The 21,189-nt window shown below is 70.4% G+C and carries 19 protein-coding genes and 1 pseudogene; 19 read left to right on the plus strand and 1 reads right to left on the minus strand.

Annotated features, from left to right (window positions below):
* Positions 1–110: 110 nt before the first annotated feature.
* From R0232_RS10935 to R0232_RS10950, 4 genes and pseudogenes are all read left to right on the plus strand, one after another.
* Positions 111–2,060, plus strand: a pseudogene (locus R0232_RS10935) (TonB-dependent receptor); the annotation flags it as partial.
* A gap of 134 nt (positions 2,061–2,194) precedes the next feature.
* Entirely contained in the window at positions 2,195–2,509 is a 315-nt protein-coding gene (locus tag R0232_RS10940; protein WP_431512111.1) for a TonB-dependent receptor domain-containing protein, read from the plus strand.
* A 107-nt stretch (positions 2,510–2,616) separates the two neighbouring features.
* Positions 2,617–3,411: an alpha/beta fold hydrolase gene (locus R0232_RS10945; RefSeq protein ID WP_296778620.1), complete on the plus strand. Its 795-nt coding sequence runs from the start codon at positions 2,617–2,619 to the stop codon at positions 3,409–3,411.
* 76 nt (positions 3,412–3,487) lie between these two features.
* Entirely contained in the window at positions 3,488–4,939 is a 1,452-nt protein-coding gene (locus R0232_RS10950) for an HD domain-containing phosphohydrolase (RefSeq protein ID WP_431512112.1), read from the plus strand.
* A gap of 4 nt (positions 4,940–4,943) precedes the next feature.
* Here the strand turns inward: R0232_RS10950 and R0232_RS10955 are convergent, their stop codons facing one another.
* Positions 4,944–5,558, minus strand: a complete 615-nt coding sequence (locus tag R0232_RS10955; RefSeq protein WP_093343321.1) for a MarR family winged helix-turn-helix transcriptional regulator — start codon at positions 5,556–5,558, stop codon at positions 4,944–4,946.
* A gap of 170 nt (positions 5,559–5,728) precedes the next feature.
* Between R0232_RS10955 and R0232_RS10960 the strand changes: the two genes are divergently transcribed.
* From R0232_RS10960 to R0232_RS11030, 15 genes are all read left to right on the plus strand, one after another.
* Complete coding sequence (locus R0232_RS10960) at positions 5,729–6,754, plus strand: ABC transporter substrate-binding protein (RefSeq protein ID WP_093343319.1); 1,026 nt, start codon at positions 5,729–5,731, stop codon at positions 6,752–6,754.
* A gap of 31 nt (positions 6,755–6,785) precedes the next feature.
* The gene (locus tag R0232_RS10965) at positions 6,786–7,871 is read left to right on the plus strand and encodes an ABC transporter ATP-binding protein (RefSeq protein WP_431512113.1); all 1,086 of its coding nucleotides are present in this window, start codon (positions 6,786–6,788) and stop codon (positions 7,869–7,871) included.
* Positions 7,868–8,719 (plus strand): ABC transporter permease, encoded by an 852-nt coding sequence (locus tag R0232_RS10970; RefSeq protein ID WP_208509146.1) that lies wholly within the window; start codon positions 7,868–7,870, stop codon positions 8,717–8,719. The genes R0232_RS10965 and R0232_RS10970 overlap by 4 nt, the downstream gene beginning before the upstream one ends.
* Positions 8,716–9,516 (plus strand): ABC transporter permease, encoded by an 801-nt coding sequence (locus tag R0232_RS10975; protein ID WP_296778607.1) that lies wholly within the window; start codon positions 8,716–8,718, stop codon positions 9,514–9,516. Before R0232_RS10970 ends, R0232_RS10975 begins: the two co-directional genes overlap by 4 nt.
* 33 nt (positions 9,517–9,549) lie before the next feature.
* Entirely contained in the window at positions 9,550–10,374 is an 825-nt protein-coding gene (locus R0232_RS10980; protein WP_208509148.1) for a polysaccharide deacetylase family protein, read from the plus strand.
* Complete coding sequence (locus R0232_RS10985) at positions 10,371–11,141, plus strand: SDR family NAD(P)-dependent oxidoreductase (protein WP_431512114.1); 771 nt, start codon at positions 10,371–10,373, stop codon at positions 11,139–11,141. The genes R0232_RS10980 and R0232_RS10985 overlap by 4 nt, the downstream gene beginning before the upstream one ends.
* 11 nt (positions 11,142–11,152) lie before the next feature.
* The gene (locus R0232_RS10990) at positions 11,153–11,914 is read left to right on the plus strand and encodes an SDR family NAD(P)-dependent oxidoreductase (protein WP_431512115.1); all 762 of its coding nucleotides are present in this window, start codon (positions 11,153–11,155) and stop codon (positions 11,912–11,914) included.
* Between the two features lie 18 nt (positions 11,915–11,932).
* Positions 11,933–13,309 (plus strand): amidase, encoded by a 1,377-nt coding sequence (locus R0232_RS10995; RefSeq protein ID WP_431512116.1) that lies wholly within the window; start codon positions 11,933–11,935, stop codon positions 13,307–13,309.
* A gap of 32 nt (positions 13,310–13,341) precedes the next feature.
* The gene (locus tag R0232_RS11000) at positions 13,342–14,331 is read left to right on the plus strand and encodes a Bug family tripartite tricarboxylate transporter substrate binding protein (protein WP_431512117.1); all 990 of its coding nucleotides are present in this window, start codon (positions 13,342–13,344) and stop codon (positions 14,329–14,331) included.
* A gap of 22 nt (positions 14,332–14,353) precedes the next feature.
* A complete protein-coding gene (locus R0232_RS11005) occupies positions 14,354–15,793 on the plus strand; it encodes an amidase (RefSeq protein WP_431512118.1) in 1,440 nt (479 codons plus the stop codon).
* A gap of 25 nt (positions 15,794–15,818) precedes the next feature.
* On the plus strand, positions 15,819–16,406 hold the full coding sequence (locus tag R0232_RS11010) for a DNA-3-methyladenine glycosylase I (protein ID WP_431512119.1): 588 nt from the start codon (positions 15,819–15,821) through the stop codon (positions 16,404–16,406).
* A 130-nt stretch (positions 16,407–16,536) separates the two neighbouring features.
* Positions 16,537–17,649: a CaiB/BaiF CoA transferase family protein gene (locus R0232_RS11015; RefSeq protein WP_431512120.1), complete on the plus strand. Its 1,113-nt coding sequence runs from the start codon at positions 16,537–16,539 to the stop codon at positions 17,647–17,649.
* A 56-nt stretch (positions 17,650–17,705) separates the two neighbouring features.
* The gene (locus R0232_RS11020; RefSeq protein ID WP_431512121.1) at positions 17,706–19,265 is read left to right on the plus strand and encodes a long-chain-fatty-acid--CoA ligase; all 1,560 of its coding nucleotides are present in this window, start codon (positions 17,706–17,708) and stop codon (positions 19,263–19,265) included.
* 48 nt (positions 19,266–19,313) lie between these two features.
* Entirely contained in the window at positions 19,314–20,462 is a 1,149-nt protein-coding gene (locus R0232_RS11025; RefSeq protein ID WP_431512122.1) for an acyl-CoA dehydrogenase family protein, read from the plus strand.
* 96 nt (positions 20,463–20,558) lie between these two features.
* Positions 20,559–21,182 (plus strand): hypothetical protein, encoded by a 624-nt coding sequence (locus R0232_RS11030; RefSeq protein WP_431512123.1) that lies wholly within the window; start codon positions 20,559–20,561, stop codon positions 21,180–21,182.
* The last annotated feature ends 7 nt before the right edge of the window (positions 21,183–21,189 follow it).

Here is a 21,189-nt window from a genome sequence, read left to right on the forward strand (position 1 = left end):
AGAACCCACCGCTGCCAACCGAAAGGCCCGTTTCCATGTCCGCATCCCGTCCGTCCGTTCCGCGCGCCAGCGCGGAGCGCCGCTTCCACGCCGCCCTGCGCCACGCGCTGATGGCCTTCGCCCTCGCCGGGCTGGCCGCGCCGCCGGCCCTGGCGGCCGAACCCTCGCCGCTCGATGCCGCGGTGCCCCGGGCCTACGACATTCCCGCCGGCCCGCTGGGCCGCACGCTCGCCAGCTTCGCGGTCGGCAATGGCATCGCGCTGTCCTTCGATCCCGCGCTGACGCAGGGCCGCAGCAGCCCCGCGGTCTCGGGCCGCTACACCGCGCGCGAGGCCATCGAGCGCCTGCTCGCGGGCAGCGGCCTGCAGGTGGTGGCGCGCAGCGACGGCAGCTACACGCTGGGCCGGCGCGAAGCGGGTGCCGATGCCGCCACCGGCGCGCAGACCGGCATCGGCACGCTGGCACCGGTCACCGTCACGGCCGAAGCCGACCGCAGCGGCACCACCGAAGGCACCGGCTCGTACACCACGCGCGCCACCGCCGCGGCCACCGGCCTGGCGCTGTCGCCGCGCGAAACGCCGCAGTCGGTCACCGTGCTCACGCGCCAGCAGATCGAGGACCAGAACCTGCTCTCGCTCGGACAGGCCATGAAGAGCGTCACCGGCGTGTTCGCGGTCAGCTCCGACAGCGACCGCACCGACCTCTACGCGCGCGGCTTCTACATCGACAACTACCAGTACGACGGCGTGCCGACCACGGTCACCACCGACTTCTTCGGCGCCTCCAACAACGACCCGGTGCTGTACGACCGCATCGAGATCGTGCGCGGCGCGACCGGCCTGCTGACCGGCGCCGGCAATCCCTCGGCCTCGGTCAACCTGGTGCGAAAGCATGCCGACAGCAAGGTGTTCACCGGCAGCGCCTCGCTGGCGCTGGGCTCGTGGAACCTGCGCCGCGCCACCGTCGACCTCTCGACCCCGCTGACCGAGGACGGCCGCGTGCGCGCCCGCGTCATCGGCATGACCGAGGACCGCGACTCCTTCCTCGAGCGCTACCACGGCCGCAAGCACGTGCTGTACGGCGTGGTCGATGCCGACCTCACGCCCGCCACCTCGCTGAGCGTGGGCATCGACTCCCAGGCCAGTCGCCCGAACGGGTCGACCTGGGGCGGACTGCCGCTGACCTTCGGCGACGGCGGCCCCGCGAACTGGGCCGCTTCGAAGAGCATCGGCACGCCCTGGACCCACTGGGACGCGACCAACACCACGCTGTTCGCGAACCTCACGCACGCCTTCGGCAACGGCTGGAAGCTCAAGGCCAATGCCTCGCACCGCCAGAGCAAGCAGAACGCCAAGCTGCTCTACCTGTTCGGCGACCTCGACCGCCTCACCGGCACCGGGCTGGGCTCGCTGCCCGGCTACTTCGAGCACGAATTCCGCCAGAACAGCCTCGACCTGCAGGCCACCGGCCCGTTCGAGCTGCTGGGGCGCCGGCACGAGCTGGTGCTGGGCCTGAGCAACACCCAGTCGCGCTACGTGCAGGCCAACCACGTGCGCCTGAGCGCGCTGCCCGAGGTCGGCAATTTCTACCTCTGGAACGGCGGCTATCCCGAGCCGAGCTGGGGCCAGCTCGAGGTGTCGGGCATCGACAAGCTGCGCCAGACCGGCTACTACGGCGCCGCGCGCTTCTCGGTCACCGATTCGCTCAAGTTCATCCTCGGCGCGCGCCAGAACGACTGGCGTGCCACCCGCCTCACGGCCGACGACCGGACCACGCGCCGCCACGAAGTGCTGACGCCCTATGCGGGCCTGGTCTACGACCTGGGCGAGCACTACTCGGTCTACGCGAGCTACACCGACATCTTCCAGCCGCAGAACTACCGCGACACCAGCGGCCGCTACCTCGACCCCGTGACCGGCAAGAGCTACGAGATCGGCCTCAAGGGCGAGCACCTGAACGGCAGGCTGAACAGCTCGTTCGCGCTGTTCCGCTCCGAGCAGGAGAACGTGGCGCAGCGCGACGGCACCCGCCTCGTGCCCGGCTCGACCGATGGCGCCTACTACGGCGCGCGCGGCGTCGTCACCAAGGGCATCGAGCTGCAACTGTCGGGCGAGCTGCCGAGGGCTGGCAGGTCAACGCGGGCATCGCGCGCACGCTCGGGCGCGAGGGCAGCGGCGACCGCATCAACCCCTCGATGCCGACCACGCTGGCCACGCTGTTCACCACCTACCGGCTGCCGGGCCGCTGGCACCAGCTCACGGTCGGCGGCGGCGTCAACTGGCAGAACCGCGTGTACTACCCGTTCAGCGTGGGCGACGTCGACATGCGCTACACGCAGGGCTCGCGCGCCGTCTTCAGCCTGATGGCGCGCTACGCGGTCTCGCCGCAGCTGTCGCTGCAGCTCAACATCGAGAACCTGTTCGACAAGCGCTACAACGTCAACATCGACGGGCAGGCCTTCGCGGGCACGCCGCGCAATGCGGTGGCGACGCTGAACTACAAGTTCTGAGGGCGCGGCGAGGGAGGCGGGGGGCGATCGGACATTCGTCCAATGGCGCGAAAAGGCGCCGCGGCCGACAGTAGCGGCTCCCGTCACTCCCTTGCCAAGACCCTCTCATGAAGCACTTCCAACGCCTCCAACTCGCCGCCGCTGCTCTCGCCGTCGGCCTCTCGTTCTCCGTCACGGCCGCCAGCGCGGCGGGCCCGGCCGCGGCCGCCGCCGCCAACGCATCGCCCAGCGTGGTGCTGGTGCACGGCGCCTTCGCCGATGGCTCCGACTGGGCCAAGGTGATCCCGCTGCTGCAGGCCAAGGGCGTCAACGTCGTCTCGGTGCAGAACCCGCTGACCTCGCTCGAGGACGACGTGGCCGCCGCCAAGCGCGCCATCGATGCCCAGCCCGGCAAGGTGGTGCTGGTCGGCCACTCGTGGGGCGGCACCGTGATCACCGAGGCCGGCGGCAACGACAAGGTCGCCTCGCTGGTCTATGTGGCGGCCTTCGCGCCCGACGCGGGCCAGAACTCGGGCGAGCTCGGCAAGGACTACCCGGCGCCGCCCGGCTTCGCGCACATCGCGGCCGATGCCTCGGGCTTCCTGCGCCTCACGCCCGAGGGCATGAGCAAGCATTTCGCGCAGGACCTGCCGGCCGCCACCACGCGCGTGATGGCCGTGACGCAGGGCCCGATCCAGGCCAAGGCCTTCGAGCAGAAGGTGTCGGCCGCCGCCTGGAAGACCAAGCCCTCGTGGTACATCGTCAGCAGCGCCGACCACATGATCCAGCCCGCGCTGCAGCGCGACATGGCCAAGCGCATCGGCGCGCACGTGACCACGCTGAACACCAGCCACGTGCCGCAGCAGGCGCAGCCCGCGAAGGTGGCCGAGGTGATCCTGGACGCCGTGCGCCAGTCGAAGTAAGGTGCCGGCCGCGTGCCGCGCCGCGTTCGTTCGCGGCCGGCACGCCGTGCCGTCGTCTTCCACCGGATCCTTCGCCTTGCAGCCCACCGCCCACGTTCCGCTCTTCGATGCCATCAAGGCGCTCGCCTTCGTCGGCGACCTCAGCATGGGCCAGCCCATCGACCATTCGGCGCGCGTGGCGTGGATCGCCGCGCGGCTGGCGCAGGCGATGGGCCGGGACGATGCGGCGCAGGGCCACGCGGCCTGCGTCGCGCTGCTGCGCTGGTCGGGCTGCACCGCCAACGCGCCCGAGTTCTCCGACCTGCTCGGCGACGACGTCGGCGGACGCCGCGCGATGCTCGCGACCGCCTCGGCGCGCGAGGCCGCGGCCTTCGCGGGCACGGTCGGCTCGCTGGCCGAGATCCATTGCGAGGTGTCGGGCGAGATCGCGCGCTTCCTCGGCCTGCCCGAGGCGGTCGAGCGGCCGCTGCGCCACATGTTCGAGAACTACGACGGCAGCGGCAAACCGGCGGGCCTGGCCGCGCCGCATATTCCGGAGGCGGTGTACCTGGCCACGCTCGCGGGCGATCTCGAGATCTTCTCGCGCACGCATGGCCTGCAGAGCGCGCTGCGCCAGATCGCCGAGCGCGCCGATGGGCGCTATCCCGCGGCGCTGGTGCAGGTGGCGCGGCAGCACGCCGTCGACTGGCTGCATGCGCTCGACCAGGGCGCCGCGGCCGACCTGCAGGCGCCCGAGGGCGCGCTGCGCGACGCGCTCGCACCGCTCGAGCTGATCGCCGACGTGATCGATCTCAAGATGCCGTGGATGACCGGCTTCTCGCGCCGCGTGGCCGAGGCGGCCGCCGCCTGCGCCGCGGGCCTGGGGCTCGATGCCGCGGCCTGCGAGCAGGTGCGGCGCGCGGCGCTGATCCATGGCATCGGCCGTGCCTCGGTGCCGAACGCGGTCTGGGATTCGCCGAAGCTGCGCAGCGAGGCCGACAAGGAGCGGCTGCGCCTCGTGCCCTACTGGACCGAGCGTGCCGCACGCCGCATCGAGACTTTGCGGGCCGAGGCCGAGATCGCTTCCTTCGTCGACGAGCGGCTCGACGGCTCGGGCTTCTTCCGCGGCGTGAAGGGCGCGGCGATCGGCACGGCCGAGCGCGTGCTGGCCGCGGCGGTGCACTGGGTGCTGTTGCACACGGGCGCGCCGGGCCGGCCCGCGCTGGCGGCCGGGGAGGCGGAAGCGCAACTGCGTCGCGAGGCGGAACAGGGCCGGCTCGACGCGGCCGCCGTCGCTGCATTGACGGGGCGCGAATCGGTGGCTGCGAAGACGCCCGCCGCGCAGGGCGAAGCCAATGCCTTGCTCTCGTCGCGCGAGGTCGAGGTGCTGGGCCGCATCAGCCTCGGCGAGAGCAACAAGGAGGCGGCGCGCACGCTCGGCATCAGCCCGAGCACGGTGCGCGCGCACCTCGAGAACATCTTCCGCAAGCTCGGCTGCACCACGCGCGCGGCCGCGACCCTGAAGGCGATGACGCTCGGTCTGCTCTGAGGCGTCAGCCCGGCTCGGGGCCGGTCTCGGGCGCGTTGCCCGTCATCATCTGGCTCAGCAGCCCGGCGAGCGCCTCGCGCTGGCCGGTGTCGAACATGCGCAGCAGATGCAGCTCGGCGGCGGCGTGCTTGGGCATCGTCTCGTCGGCCAGCCGCATGCCCTTGGCCGTGAGCTTCACCAGCACGCCGCGGCCGTCGTCGGGATGGATCGAGCGCTTGACCAGCCCTTCCTGCTCGAGCCGCTTGAGCAGGTTCGACAACCCGCCCGAGGTGAACAGCAGCGTGCTCTGCAGCCGCGAGGGCGACAGCCGGTAGGGCGCGCCGGCCACGCGCAGGGTCGCGAGCACCGCGTACTCCTGGTACTTGATGCCGAAGGGCTGCAGCACCGCGTTGATGGTGCGCAGCACCACTTCCTCGAGCCGCAGCAGCCGGCCGACCACCGCCTTGCCGCTGCTGTCGATGTCGGGCCGCTCGGTGCGCCACTGCCGGATGCCGCGCTCGACGAGGTCGCCGCCGGTCGCGGGTTGCAAGGCCTCGGGCGCGGGAACCTCGAGCGCTTCGCGCGCCTTGGCACCGCGGGGTCGCGGCGGGCTCTTCGATGCATCGTCCTTGTGCTGCATGGCGTCCTTTCGATGGCGATTTGCGTGCGTGCGCGATGCGTCTTGGTGCATCGCGCGGCAGCGGGTTGGTACCTATCTTAAATGCCTTGCGTTTATCTTTTGCAAAAGATAAAGTGAATCGCATCGCGCTTCGATCCCCTCCAGCCTTCGCTCTCACAGGAGTCGCTTCCATGAAAACCGCGCTCGCACGTTGCCTGTCCCTGGGCTTTGCCTCCTTGCTGATGTCGGGTGCGCTGCACGCCGAGGAGCTGGTGGTCGGCATCTTCGGCGGCTCCTTCGCCGACGACTCGAAGACCTGCCACATCGCCTCGTTCGAGAAGAAGACCGGCGCCAAGGTGGCGCTCAAGCTCGGCAGCTCCTCGCAGTTCGCCGCGGCCATCCGCGCGACCGGCGGCAAATCCGACTTCGACGTGGTCTACATCGACAACTCGCTCGCCGCGCAGCTCAAGAACGAGAAGCTGCTCGAGACCATCGACAAGTCCAGGCTCGCGAATGCCGCCGACATCTCGCCGCGCGCGCTCGACAAGGACGGCCAGTACATCGTGTTCATGACGGGCGCCACCGTCATCGTCTACGACACGAAGCAGATCAAGACCCCGCCCACCTCCTGGGCCGATCTCGCCAAGCCCGAGTACGACGGCCGCCTCGCCATCGGCGACATCAGCGGCACCTCGGGCTCGCAGTTCCTGATGGCGCTCAACCGCATGAAGGGCGGCGAGCTGAGCAACATGGATGCCGGCTTCGCGGCCGTGAAGCCGATCGCCAAGGCCTCGGTCACGCTCTACACGCAGGCCGACCAGATCGTCTCGCTGTTCGAGCGCCAGGAGATCGCCGCCGCAGTCTGGTACCCCGACCGTGCGGGCTCGGCCATCGACAAGGGCCTGCCGCTCGCGATCGTCTATCCGAAGGAGGGCGCGGTCGGCATCCTGCCCGCGCTGGTGATTCCCAAGGGCGCGAAGTCGCCGGCGCTGGCGCTCAAGTACATCGACGAGGTGCTGTCGAAGGAAGGCCAGGCCTGCTTCGCCGAGCGCAAGTACGCGGGCCCGGTCAACACGCAGGTCAAGCTCAGCGACAAGGCCGCGAAGATCGTTCCGTACAAGGAGACCTTCGACAAGCTCTGGCTGCCCGATCCCGAGCAGGTCGCGAAGTCCATGCCCGAGTGGACCCGCCGCTGGCAGCGCGAAGTCGCGCGCTGAGCGCCGCCGTTCCCACGATTCCGTAAGCAGAATGCCCGCACTCACGCTGGAGCGCCTCGAAAAGCGCTACCCCGGACACGTTGCCGCCTCCTCGGTCTCGCTGTCGGTCAACGACGGCGAATTCATCTCGCTGCTCGGCCCCTCGGGCTGCGGCAAGACCACGGTGCTGCGCATGGTGGCGGGCCTGATCGAGCCCACGGGCGGCCGCATCCTGATCGACGGCCGCGACGTCACCGCGCTGCCCACCAACAAGCGCAATATCGGCCTGGTGTTCCAGTCCTATGCGCTGTTCCCGCACATGAGCGTGTTCGAGAACGTCGCCTTCGGCCTGCGCCGCCAGGGCGTGCAGGGCGCGGAGCTCACGCGCCGCGTCGAGCAGGCGCTGGCCAGCGTGCGCCTCTCGGCGCTGGGCGAACGGCTGCCGCGCCAGCTCTCGGGCGGCCAGCAGCAGCGCGTGGCGGTGGCGCGCTCGATCGCGCCGCGCCCGAGCATCCTGCTGTTCGACGAGCCGCTGTCCAACCTCGATGCCGCGCTGCGCGACGAGATGCAGATCGAGCTCAAGCGGCTGCAGCGCGAGGTCGGCATCACCACGCTGTTCGTCACGCACGACCAGAGCGAGGCGATGTCGATGTCCGACCGGGTCTGCGTGCTGGCCCATGGCGTGGTGCAGCAGTTCGACACGCCCGAGGCCATCTACCACCGTCCGGCCACGGGCTTCGTCGCGAGCTTCATGGGCCGGCCCAACCGGCTCGGCGGCAAGTTCGCGCGCGTCGGAGCGGGGGGCGCTACGGTGCAGCTGTGCGACGGCCCGGTGCTCGCCGTGGCCCAGGTCGAGGGCATCGCCGATGGCGCCGCGGTCGACGTGGTCGTGCGCCAGGAGGACATCCGCTTCCTCGGCACGCAGGATTCCTCCGACGCCGCGAGCCTGCCGCGCTACGAAGCCCGCGTCGCGATGCGCTCCTTCGTCGGCTCGCGCGTGCAGTACCTGCTGGCCCTCGGCGGCATCGAGTTGATCGCCGAGGCCGCCACCAACGGCCCGCATGCCGGCCTCGAGGTCGGCGCGCCGGTCGGCGTGGCGATCGATCCGCGCCATGTCTACGTGAACACCGCGGCATGAGATCGCGCCACACCGCCGGCGCCTTGCTGGCCTCGCCCCTGCTGCTGGTGCTGCTGCTGGCCTTCGTCGCGCCGGTGCTGCTGATGGTGCCGCTGAGCCTGCATCCCTACGTGCCCGGCAGCGGCATCGCCAGCGGCTGGACGCTGGCCAACTACACCAGCATCCTCACCGACGAGTACTACCGCGAGGTGGTGCTGCGCACGCTGGTGCTGGGCTTCGGCGTCACCGCGATCTGCCTCGTGCTCGGCTATCCGCTGGCCTACTACATCGCCAACGCCGGCCCGCGCATGCGGCTCGCGCTGACCATGCTCGTGATCTTCCCGATGCTGCTCAACCTGGTGGTGCGCTCCTTCGGCTGGATCGCGCTGCTGGCCAACCGCGGCCTCATCAACAACCTGCTGATCGACGTCGGCCTGATCGAGCGCCCGATCCGCATGATGTTCAACCTGTTCGGCCTGCTGGTCGGCATGTCGCACATCTTCCTGCCGTTCATGGTGCTGATGCTGGTGCCCGCGATCCAGGCGATCCCGAAGGACGTGCAGTCGGCCGCCTACACCCTGGCCGCGAGCCGGCTGCGCGTGTTCTGGTCGATCACGCTGCCGATGAGCGCGCCCGGCATCCTCTCGGGCTCGATCCTAGTGTTCGTGCTGACCATCAGCGCGCTGGTCACGCCGCGCATGCTCGGCGGCGCCACCTACAAGGTGATGGCCACGCTGATCTACGACGACTTCCTGCAGACGCTCGACTGGCCGGCCGGCGCCGCCATGTCCTTCGTGCTGACCGCGCTCACGCTGGCCGTGATCGCGCTGTCGAGCCGCCTGCTCAAGCGCTGGGGAGGCCAGGCATGAGCACCTCGACCGAAACGCAGCGCCAGGGCCTGGGCCTCGCCGCCACCGCCATCGCGGTGGTCGTGTTCCTGCAGATCCCGGTGCTGGTGGTGGTGCTCGCGGCCTTCAGCAAGACCGCCTACCTCACGATCCCGCCCAAGGGCCTGACCCTGCACTGGTTCGAGGTGGTGCTGCGCGATCCCGAATACCTCTCGGCCGCCTGGACCAGCCTCTGGCTCGCCGCCGCCTCGACCGCCGCCGCGCTGGTGCTCGGCCTGATCGCCGCCTATGCGATCCACCGCCGCATGGTGCCGGGCGCGGCCGCGCTGACCTCGCTGTTCATGGCGCCGCTGGTGCTGCCCTCGGTGGTGCTCGGCGTGGCGCTGCTGCAGTACTACACGATGACCGGCCTGCGCGGCAACTCGCTGGGCCTGTGGCTCGCGCACGTGGTCATCACCGTGCCCTACGTGGTGCGCGCCAGCCTCGGCAGCCTGGCGGCGGTCGACGAGTCGCTGGAAGACGCGGCGCGCGTGCTCGGCGCCGACGGCTTCACGAGCTTCCGGCTGGTCACCCTGCCGCTGGTCAAGCCCGGCCTCGTGGCCGGCGGCCTGTTCGCCTTCATCACCTCGCTCGACAACGTGCCGGTGTCGGTGTTCCTGCTCTCCGCGAGCCAGACCACCCTGCCGGTCAAGATCTTCACCTCGGTGGAGCAGGGCGTCGACCCGAGCGTCGCCGCGGTCTCCACCCTGCTGATCGTGGCCACCGGCATCGTGCTGCTGCTGGCCGAACGCTGGACCGGCTTCCACAAGCACGTCTAGACCCTTCTTCCTCTTCTTCCCCAGGACTTCGCGATGCCCACCACGAGCAAAGGCTTCCCGCTCATGCTGACCTTCGACCTCGACGCCGAGACCATGTGGACCGGCCGCGATCCCGCGAACGCGCAGCGGCCGATCCTGATGTCGCAGGGCGCCTACGGCTGGAAGGTCGGCATGCCGCGCATCCTCAAGCTGCTGGAGCGCTACGGCATCCACTCGACCTTCTTCGTGCCGGGCGAGGTGGCCGAGAAGCATCCCGAGCTGATGCGCGAGGTGATCGACCGCGGCCACGAGGTGGCGCACCACAGCTACAGCCACCGCTGGATCGTCGGCCTCACGCCCGAGGAGGAGCGCGAGGAGATGGAGAAGGGCCTCGAGGTGCTGACCCGCCTGACCGGCAGCCGCCCGCGCGGCTGGCGTTCGCCCGCGGCCGAGTTCAGCGCCATCACGCTCGACCTGATCAAGGAGTACGGCTTCGACTACTCCTCGAACTTCTTCGACGACGACTCGCCCTACCTGCTCGAGATCGGCGGCCAGCGCACCGACATCGTCGAGCTGCCGTTCCGCTGGGTGCTCGACGACGCACCCTTCTTCCAGTACTCGATCACGCTGCCGGGCCGCACCTTGCAGGCGCCCTCGGCCGCGCTCGAGGCCTGGAAGAGCGAGTTCGACGTGCTGCATGCCGAGGACCGCATGATGATGGTCGGCATGCATCCGCAGATCATCGGCCAGCCCTCGCGGCTCAAGGTGCTCGAGGGCCTGATCGAGCATGCGCTCGCGCATTCCGACGTGTGGATCGACCGCTGCGACCGCATCTCCGACGACATGCGCCCGCGCCTGCGGGCCGCGGTGGCCGCATGAATGCCGTCGCTGCCAATCCGGCGGCACCGCGCCGGCTGATCGTGAGCGGCGGTGCCAGCGGCATCGGCCTCGCGGTCGCGCGCATGGCGGTGGCGCGCGGCGCGCGCGTGGCGCTGCTCGACCGCGACACGGCCGCGCTCGCCGAAGCCGTGCGCCTGCTCGGCGAGGCGGCGCTGGCGCTCGAATGCGACGTGAGCGACGCGCCGGCCGTGCGCACCGCGGTGGACCGCGCCGCGCAATGGCTGGGCGGCGTCGACGCGCTGGTCAACTCGGCCGGCATCGATGCGCTGAAATCGCTAGCGGCCACCAGCGACGAGGAATGGGCGCGCGTGCTGGCCGTCAACCTCACGGGGCCGATGCTGGTGTGCCGCGCCGCGCTGCCGCACCTGCGCGCGGCCGGTGGCGGCAGCATCGTCAACATCGCCTCGGGTGCCGGCCTGCGGCCGCTGCCCAACCGCACCGCCTACTGCGCGAGCAAGGCCGCGGTCATCATGTTCGGCAAGTCGCTCGCCATCGAGACCGCGGCCGACGGCATCCGCGTCAACGCGGTCTGCCCGGGCGCGATCGATACACCGCTGTTCCGCACCAGCTACGAGAACGCCGACGATCCCGAGCGCGCGCTCGCCGAGATCCGCGAGCGTTACGCACTGGGCCGCATCGCCGCGCCCGAGGAGGTGGCCGAGGCCGTGCTCTACCTCAGCGGCCCGGGCGCCAGCTACATCACCGGCACCGCGCTCGCCGTCGACGGCGGCCGCACCTTCCACTGAAAGGCCCCGCGATGACATTCGATCGGCGCGTGGCGGTGGTCACCGGGGGCGGGCAGGGCATCGGTGCCGCCGCGGTGATGGAGTTCCTGGGGCGGGGCGCGCGCGTCGCGGTGCTCGACCTCGACTGCGCGCCGCTCGACGCGCAACTGGCCGGCGACGGCGTCGCGCCCGGCCTGGCCTCGCGCTGCCTGCGCGTGAGCGGCGACTGCACCGACGCGGCGGTGGTCTCGGCCTTCTTCGATCGCGTGGAATCGGCCTTCGGCCCGGTCGACATCCTCTTCAACAACGTCGGCCAGAGCGCGCGCGAACGCGGCGCGCCCTTCGTCGAGTCGCAGGAGGAGGTCTGGCGCTTCGTGCTCGAGGTCTCGCTGCTCACGGCCATGCGCGCCTCGCGCCGCGTGGCGCCCGGCATGAAGGCGCGCGGCTTCGGCCGCATCGTCAACATGAGCACCGACGCGGCCTTCGTCGGCGACGTGGGCCTGGCCGACTACGCGGCCGCCAAGATGGGCGTGGTGGGCTTCACGCGCTCGCTGGCACGCGAACTCGCGCCGCATGGCGTCACGGTCAATGCCGTGTGCCCCGGTGCGATCCGCACCCGCGCGCACGACCAGCTCAACCCCGAGGTGCTCGCGCGCATCGTGGCCGACACGCCCGCGGGCTTCATCGGAACGCCACGCGACGTGGCCACGGCCGTGACCTTCCTGGCGGGCGACGACGCCCGCTTCATCACCGGCCAGACGCTGCTGATCGACGGCGGCCGCTGGATGCTCTGAGAACTTCGAGGAACGACCATGGATCTGATGGACCACGGCGCCGTGGCGCTGGCCGCGCTGGTGCGGCGCAAGGAGGCCTCGCCGGTGGAGATCGTGCAGGCGGCGCTCGCGCGCATCGAGGCGCGCCGCGAGCTCAACGCCTTCATCACCGTGACCGCCGACCAGGCGCTGGCCGCCGCGCGCCGCGCGGAAGCGGCCGTGATGGCCGGCGAGCCGCTGGGCCCGCTGCATGGCATTCCCTATTCGGTCAAGGACCTGACACTGACGGCGGGCGTGCGCACCACCATGGGCTCGGCGATCCACGAGGACTTCGTGCCCAAGGACGACGCGGTGGCCGTGGCGCGCGCCAAGGCCGCGGGCGCGATCCTGATCGGCAAGACCCTCACGCCCGAGTTCGGCCACAAGCAGGTGCCGACGGCGCCGCTGTTCGGCCGCACGCTGAACCCCATCAACCCGGCCTACACGCCCGGCGCCTCGAGCAGCGGCGCCGCTGCCGCTGTGGCAGCCGGCATGGGACCGCTGGCGCTGGGCACCGACGGCGGCGGCTCGATCCGCATTCCCGCGGCCTGCTGCGGCATCGTCGGCCTCAAGGCCACGCTCGGCGTGGTGCCGCACCTGCAGGCGCCCGACCTCTATTCGGCCAACTCCTTCACCGGGCCGATGGCGCGCGACGTGGCCGACACCCGGCTGCTGTTCGAGGCCATCGCGGGCTTCGACGCGCGCGATCCCTGGGGCGCGGGCAGCGCGCCGACGCGCCGTGCCGCGCCCGTTTCGCTGCGTGGCCTGCGCGTGGCCTGGCTGCCGAGCGCGGGCAACCGCGTCGATCCCGAGGTGGAGGCCATCGCCGGCGCGGCCGTGCGGGCCATGGCGCGCGAGGGCGCTGTCGTCGAGACCGTGCAGCTCGACTTCGTCTCGCTCGAGAAGCATTTCCTGGTCGTGCTGCAGTCGCTGCTGGCCGCGCGCGTGGGCGCCAATCTCGAGCGCTTCGGCAACCGGCTCGATGCCTCGCTGATCGACGCGGTGCAAAAGGGCCGCCTCCACACGGCCGTCGACCTGCACGAGGCCACCTTCGCCAAGACCCGCTGCTTCAATGAGCTGCAGGCGCTGTTCGAACGCTTCGACGTGCTGGTGTCGCCCACGCTGTCGGCGCCGCCGCTGCCCATCGACATGGACGTGAGCGGCGAGATCGAGATCGCCGGCCGGCCCGCGGGCACGGTGCGCGGCGCCTGGTATCCCTACACCTATCCGATGAACCTCTCGGGCCATCCCGCGCTGTCGATGCCCTGCGGCCGCAGCGCCATCGGCTTACCGATCGGGCTGCAGCTCGTGGGCCGCTGGTACGACGACCACTATCTGCTCGATGTCGCCGGGTTGGTCGAGCAGGCGCTCGGTTGAGCGATCCCCTTTCTTTCACCGCGAGGTCTTCCATGCCGTCCTTCATCCGCCGATCCCTTGCCGTCGCGGCCTTCGCGGCCTGCCTCCTTCCGGCCGCTCATGCGCAATTGCCGCCGGGCCTCGCGGGCGGCAACCTGCGCATCGTCGTCGGCTATGCAGCCGGCGGCGCGGCCGACACGGTCGCGCGCCTGTATGCCGAGCAGCTCAAGGACGCGGGCTTCGGCAGCATCGTGGTCGACAACAAGCCCGGCGCCTCCGCGCGCCTGGCCTGGGACACGGTCAAGAAGGCCAAGCCCGACGGCCTCACGCTCTACCTCGCGCCGTCGCCGCTGCTCACCATCCTGCCGCTGACCTACAAGACGCCGGGCTACGACGCCGACAAGGACCTGGTGCCGGTCGCGCTGCTGGTCGAGATTCCCACCGCGGTCGTCACCGGCGCCGGGCAGCCCTACAGCTCGATGAAGCAGTACGTCGAATGGGCGAAGAAGAACCCGAGCAAGGCGACGCTGGGCCTTGCCACCATCGGCAGCTCGGGCCACCTCGGCGCCTTCGCGCTTGCCAAGGCGCAGGGCTTCGAGCTCACGCCCGTGGCCTACCGCGGCGCCTCGCCGATGCTGATCGACGTGGTCGGCGGCGAGCTGTCGATGGGCTGGGATGCGGCGGCCAGCATGATGCCGCTCTACAAGGGCGGCAAGATCAAGTTCCTCGGCCTCAGTGGCGACAGGCGGCTGCCGGCCCTGCCCGACGTGCCTACGGCCAAGGAGCAGGGCTTCGGCGAGTTCGTCGCGGCCACGAGCTGGTATGCGGTGTATGCGCCCGCGGGCACGCCGGCCGCCGCGCTGTCGGCGCTGGAGCGCGGCTTTCTCGCCGCCGCGGCCAAGCCCGAGCTCGCGCGCAGCCTCGAGGCGGCCGGACTGGTCGCCCATGCCGAGGGCCGCGCCGAACTCGCGCAGCGGGCGCAGCGCGAGCGCAGGAACTGGGAGCCGATCGTCAAGGCGGCCGGCATCGTCATCGACGAATAGCACGCACGAAGGTTCGATGTCCATGTCCACGATGTCCGACGATTCGCTCTTCTTCACGCCCGCGACCGAGCTGGCCGGCCTGATCCGCGCGCGCCAGCTCTCGCCGGTCGAGCTGGTGACGGCGGTGCTCGCGCGCGCCGAGCGCCTGCAGCCCACGCTCAACTGCTTCATCACCCTGACGCCCGAGCGCGCACTGGCCGAGGCCCGCCGCGCCGAGGACGCCATCGCGGCCGGCCGGCCACTGGGCGCGCTGCACGGCATTCCGTTCACCGTGAAGGACCTGGTCAACACCGAGGGCGTGGCCACCACCTTCGGCGCCGTGATCCATCGCGACAACGTGCCCGCCGAAGACGCGGTGAGCGTGGCGCGCCTGCGGGCCCAGGGCGCGATCCTGATCGGCAAGACCACCACGCCCGAGTTCGGCTCGGGCCCGCTGACCAACTCGCCGCTGTTCGGCAGCACGCGCAACCCGTGGAACCTCGCGCGCACCTGCGGCGGCTCGAGCGGCGGCGCCGCGGCCGCGGTCGCCGCGGGCATCGCGCCGCTCGCGGTCGCCACCGACGGCGGCGGCTCCACGCGCATCCCGGCCGCCTGCAACGGCGTGGTCGGCATCAAGCAGTCGGTCGGCGTGATCCCGCACAGCCAGGCGCAGGACCTCTACGGCAACCAGACCTATGTGACGCCGATGACCCGCACCGTGGGCGACACCGCGCTGATGCTGCAGGCGATGGCCGGGCCGTCGCCGGTCGATCCCTGGTCGATCGGCCTGCGTTCGCACGACTACGTGGCGGCCGCCGCCAACCCCGGCGACCTGCGCGGCCGGCGCGTGCTGTGCTGCGCCGCGCCGCCGGGCCGGCCGGTGTCGGCCGACGTGGCGCGCAACTTCGAGGCCGCGCTGCGCACGCTGAAGGATCTCGGTGCGAGCATCGAATACTTCGACGGCGAAGGCTTCGAGGTCGAGCCGATCTGGCGCGCGATCAACCACACGGTGTGGCGCGCGCGCTTCGGCCCGCTGGTCGAGCGGCATCCCGACAGCTTCAGCGAGACCTTCCGGCGTCAGGTCGAATCGGCGGCCGGCGTGAGCGGCGTCGAATACCAGGAGGCGATGTTCGCGCGCTCGCAGCTGTTCAAGCGCGTGCAGGCGCTGTTCGAGCGCGCCGACCTGCTCGCCATGCCCACGCTCACGCGCTCCGCGGTGGCGCTCGAGCAGGACCTGTTCGCGCCGCTCGACATCGATGGCCGGCCCTACGAGAACGTGCGCGCGCACTGGTATCCGTGGACCATGCCCTTCAACATGACCGGGCATCCGGCCATCAGCCTGCCGAGCGGTTTCGGCGGCGACGGCATGCCGCTGGGCCTGCAGCTCGTGGGCCGCTTCCAGGACGACGCGGCGCTGCTGGGCGCGTCGGCCGCGTTCGAGGCCGCCACGGGATTCATGGCGCGGCGGCCCGCGCTCGCTTGAGGAGTACCGCCGATATCATCGGCGCATGAAGCAACACACCCGCTGCAGCTGGGCCGAGGGCGATGCCCTGATGAGCGCCTACCACGACGCCGAATGGGGCGTGCCCGAGCGCGATCCGCGCATGCTCTGGGAGACGCTGATGCTCGAGGGCTTCCAGGCCGGCCTGGCCTGGATCACCGTGCTGCGCAAGCGCGACACCTTCCGCGAGGCCTTCGCGGGCTTCGATCCCCGAAAGGTCGCGCGCTTCGACGAGAAGGACATCGAGCGGCTGATGGGCAACCCCGGCATCATCCGCGCGCGCGCCAAGATCGAGGCCACCATCCGCGGCGCCCAGATCTACAACGAGATGGCAGCGCGCGGCGAGAGCTTCACCGACTTCTGCTGGTCCTTCACCGGCGGCAAGGTGATCGAGAACGACGGCAAGACGCGCACCGTGTCCTCCGAGCTGTCCGAGCGCGTGTCGAAGGAACTCAAGAAGCGCGGCTTCAAGTTCGTCGGCCCGACCATCGTCTATGCCTGGCTGCAGGCGGTGGGCATCGTCAACGACCACGACGCGGCCTGCTTCCGGCGCGCGCAGGTCGCGAAGGTCGCGCAGGTGGCCAAGGCGGGCTGAGCGCCGCGCGCCGGGCCGGCGCGCCTTTCTCGTCGCTTCTTTCGTCTCTTCCGACGATGCGGCACCCACCGGGCCGCGACAAGATCGTCCTCCACACAGACAAGGCCGCCCGCGGCCAAGGAGACGGACGATGCCGGGCCCATTGCAAGGATTGCGCGTGATCGAGATGGCGGGCCTCGGCCCCGGTCCCTTCTGCGCGATGCTGTTCGCCGACATGGGCGCCGAGGTGCTGCGCATCGAGCGGCCCGGCACGCCGCGCAACCCCAACGACATCCTCGCGCGCGGCCGCAGCCTGCTGCAGATCGACCTGCGCGCCGAGGGCGCGGCCGCCACCGTGCGCGATGCCATCGCGCGCGCCGACGTGCTGATCGAGGGCTTCCGCCCCGGCGTGATGGAGCGCCTGGGCCTGGGTCCGGCCGACTGCCTCGCGCTCAATCCGCGCCTGGTCTACGGCCGCATGACCGGCTGGGGCCAGCACGGCCCGCTGGCGCAGGCGGCCGGCCACGACATCAACTACATCGCGCTGAGCGGCGCGCTGCACGCGGTCGGCCGCGCGGGCGAGCCGCCGGTGCCGCCGCTCAACTACGTCGGCGACTTCGGCGGCGGCGCCATGTTCCTGGCCTTCGGCATCCTCGCGGCACTGCACGAGGCCAAGGCCTCGGGCCAGGGCCAGGTGGTCGATGCCGCCATGACCGACGGCGCCGCGCTGATGTCGGCCATGATGTACGGCCTCAAGGCGGGCGGCCGGTGGAGCAACCAGCGCGGTGAGAACCTGATCGACGGCGGCGCCCACTTCTACGACACCTATGCCTGCGCCGACGGCCGCTACGTGGCCATCGGCGCCATCGAGCCGCAGTTCTATGCGCTGCTGCGCGAGCGCTGCGGCATCGCCGACGACCCGGCCTTCGATGCCCAGATGGATGCCGCACGCTGGCCGCTGCTCAAGCTGCGCCTGGCCGACGTTTTCCGCACCCGCACGCGCGATGAATGGTGCGCGCTGCTCGAGGGCAGCGACGCCTGCTTCGCGCCGGTGCTCGACTGGGACGAGGCGCCCGCGCATCCGCACAACGTGGCGCGCGGCACCTTCGTCGAGGTCGACGGCGTGGTGCAGCCCGCGCCCGCGCCGCGCTTCAGCCGCAGCGCGCCGCCCGCGCTTTCGGGCGAGCCACGCGAGGAAGGCGCGGCGCTGCTGCGGCGCTGGGGCGTGGGCGAGGACACCGCGCCGTCGCTGCGCGCGGCCTGAGCGCCGCCCCGCGGCCGCGCATCGGCATCGGCATCGGCAAGACAGAGGAGGCTCCCATGTACCTGACCCAGTCCCTGCACAAGGGCCGCCGCGAGAAGGGCGAGGCCACCGCCATCGTCAGCGGCGCGCACCGCCTCGGCTTCGGCGAATTCACCGACCGTGTCGCGCGGCTCGGTGCCGCGCTGCAGCAGCTCGGCATGGCGCGCGGCGACCGCGTGGGCATGATGAGCCTCAACTCGCACCGCTTCGTCGAATACTTCTTCGGCACCTGGTGGGGCGGCGGCGTCGTCAACCCCGTCAACATCCGCTGGAACCCGAAGGAGGTCGCCTACTCGCTCGACGACTGCGACACCCGCATCCTGCTGGTGGACGACCTGTTCGCGCCGCTGGTCGGCGAGCTGCGCCGGCTCTCCACGTCGCTGCGCACCGTGGTCTATTGCGGCGAGCGCGAGGTGCCCGAGGGCATGGTCGGCTACGAGGCGCTGCTGGCCGGCACCGCGGCCATCGACGACGCGCCGCACACCGGCGACGAGCTCGCGGCCGTGATGTACACCGGCGGCACCACCGGCCGGCCCAAGGGCGTGATGCTGAGCCATGGCAGCCTCTGCATCAATGCGCTGGCCACCGTCGCGGCCCTGCCGCGCGATGGGCACGAGGCGGTCTCGATCGTCGCCGCGCCGATGTTCCATGTCGCCGGCTGCGGCATCGCGATCCAGAACATGCTGCGGCTGGTGCCCATGCACGTGGTGCCGATGTTCGACGAGCTCGCGGTGCTCGACACGCTGCAGCAGGCGCGCGTCACCGAGATGTTCCTGGTGCCGACCATGATCAAGCGCGTGATCGAGCATCCGCGCTTCGGCGAGTTCGACCTGTCGCGGCTGAAGCTGCTGTTCTACGGCGCCGCGCCCATCGATGCCGCGCTGCTCGACCAGGCCATGCGCGCGCTGCCGGCCACCGCCTTCGCGCAGGTCTACGGCATGACCGAGCTGTCGCCCGTGGTCACGGCGCTGCCGCCGCGCTGCCATCTGCCGGGCCCCGACCGCGACCGCCTGCTGCGTTCGGCCGGCACGCCGATCGCCATGGCCGAGGTGCGCATCGTCGACGGCGAGGACCGCGAGCTGCCCGCGGGCCAGGTCGGCGAGATCGTCGCGCGCGGGCCGATGGTGATGCAGGGCTACTGGAACAAGCCGGCCGAGACCGAGGCCGCGCTGCGCGGCGGCTGGATGCACACCGGCGACGGCGGCTACATGGACGCGCAGGGCTTCGTCTTCGTGGTCGATCGCATGAAGGACATGATCGTGAGCGGCGGCGAGAACGTCTACTCGGCCGAGGTCGAGAATGCCATCGCGCAGCTGCCGCAGGTGCTGATGTCGGCCGTGATCGGCGTGCCCGACGACCAATGGGGCGAACGCGTGCATGCCGTGATCGTGCGGCGCGAGGGCATGGCGCTCGAGGCCGAGGCCGTGATCGCGCACTGCCGCGCGCAGATCGCGAGCTACAAGTGCCCGCGCAGCGTGGAGTTCCGCGATGCGCTGCCGCTGTCGGCCGCGGGCAAGCTGCAGAAGTTCCAGCTGCGCGATCCCTACTGGGCCGGCAAGCAGCGCCGCGTGGGTTGAAGCCGCGCACAACACATCAACGAAGAGACGAACGAGGACGCCACACACATGACGATCGACTTTCGCCGCTCCTGGAGCGATGAGGATCTGGAGCGCTACCGCGACACCGTGGTGCGCTTCATCGAGGCCGAGATGGTTCCGCACGACGAGGAGGCGCGCAAGCGCGGCCACGTCGGCCACGAGATCTGGCGCAAGGCCGGCGCCCTCGGCCTGCTGTGCGCCGACATCCCCGAAGAATACGGCGGCGCCGGCGGCGACTTCCGCCACGAGGCCGTGTTCTACGAGGAGGCCGCGCGCCGCGGCCTCAGCGGCATGGCGACCTCGGTGCACAGCATCGTCGCGCACTACTTCCTCAACCACGGCACCGAGGCGCAGAAGCAGCACTACCTGCCGCGCATGGCGCGCGGCGAGCTGGTCGGCGCGGTGGCCATGACCGAGCCCGGCGCCGGCTCCGACCTGCAGGGCGTGCGCACGCGCGCCGAGCAGAAGGACGGCGGCTACGTCATCAACGGCTCCAAGACCTTCATCACCAACGGCTTCCTCGCCGGCGTGGTGCTGGTGGTGGCCAAGACCGATCCCGCGCAGGCCGCCAAGGGCACCTCGATCCTGATCGTCGAGACCGAGGGCTGCGCGGGCTTCCGTGTCGGCCGCGTGCTCGACAAGATCGGCATGAAGGCACAGGACACCTCCGAGCTCTTCTTCGACGACGTGCGCGTGGCGGCCGATGCCGTGCTCGGCGGCGTCGAAGGGCAGGGCTTCTTCCAGCTCATGGGCGACCTGCCCTACGAGCGCACCATCATCGGCGTCAGCGCGCTCGCCACCATGGAGGGCGCCTACCAGGCCACGCTCGACTACGTGCGCGACCGCAAGGCCTTCGGCAAGCCGATCGCCGAGTTCCAGAACACCAAGTTCAAGCTCGCCGAGATCGCGACCCAGATCAAGGTCGGCCGCGCCTTCATCGACCGCTGCGTCGAGGACCTCGTCGCCGGCAGGCTCGACACCGCCACCGCCTCCATGGCCAAGCTCTGGGGCTCGGAGGCGCAGGGCCGGGTGGTCGACGAATGCCTGCAGCTGTTCGGCGGCTATGGCTTCATGAACGAGTACATGGTGGCGCGCATGTATGCCGATGCGCGGGTGCAGCGGATCTATGGCGGGACCAACGAGATCATGAAGGAGGTGATCTCGCGGGCGTTGTGAAGGTTGCGATGTGCCATCTTCCGGGAAGAGCCATTGGCCCTTCGTTGCCTTTCAGGAGCGGGCTCACAATGCGCTTCCCGATTTTTCAAGCGCATCATGAGCTACGACATTGAAGAGCACCGACATCGATTCGCAGTCTGGACTGCTGGCAGAGCCTATGCTCGTGGTGGAACCGGAGGCGGCTATTCGATGGCCAATGCGAAATGGCTGATCGAGACATCGCAGCTTCGAATGTTCGGCACCTTGTCGAAGCTGCCAGAACCTGAGGCCATAGATGCTTTCGTGCACGAGCGAATCGCCGCCCTGATTGACGTCAGCAGGTCGATGACGTATTCGAAAGCGGCTCAGAAGGACGAGTCTCTGCCGTTCGTCTGCACCTATGGCCGCGCGCAGAAGCTGGTAAATATCTATCTCAAGACGACCATCGTCTGTTCGCAGGCGCATGATGATCCCGCGGTCAGCGCCCTTCATCCACCATTGGACCGAGTCTTGCTCGAGGCTCTTACCGCCTTGCCCGGTAAAGAGCCCAGTTCGGTCTCAACGGAGTTCGCGAAAGCGATTCGTGCGGCAAAGAGGCAGCATGGGGTCAGGTGGACCTCCTTCGATAAGAGCGCCTATGTGACCTATATCGATGCGATCAAGCTGCTGCAGAAAGGACAACCTCTTTGGGCGGTCGAAGAGCACTGGCGCCCCGAGCGAATCCAAGATCCGAGCGCCTAGCCGGCAA

The organism is Variovorax sp. DAIF25 (assembly GCF_050711835.1).
Taxonomy (GTDB): domain Bacteria; phylum Pseudomonadota; class Gammaproteobacteria; order Burkholderiales; family Burkholderiaceae_C; genus Variovorax.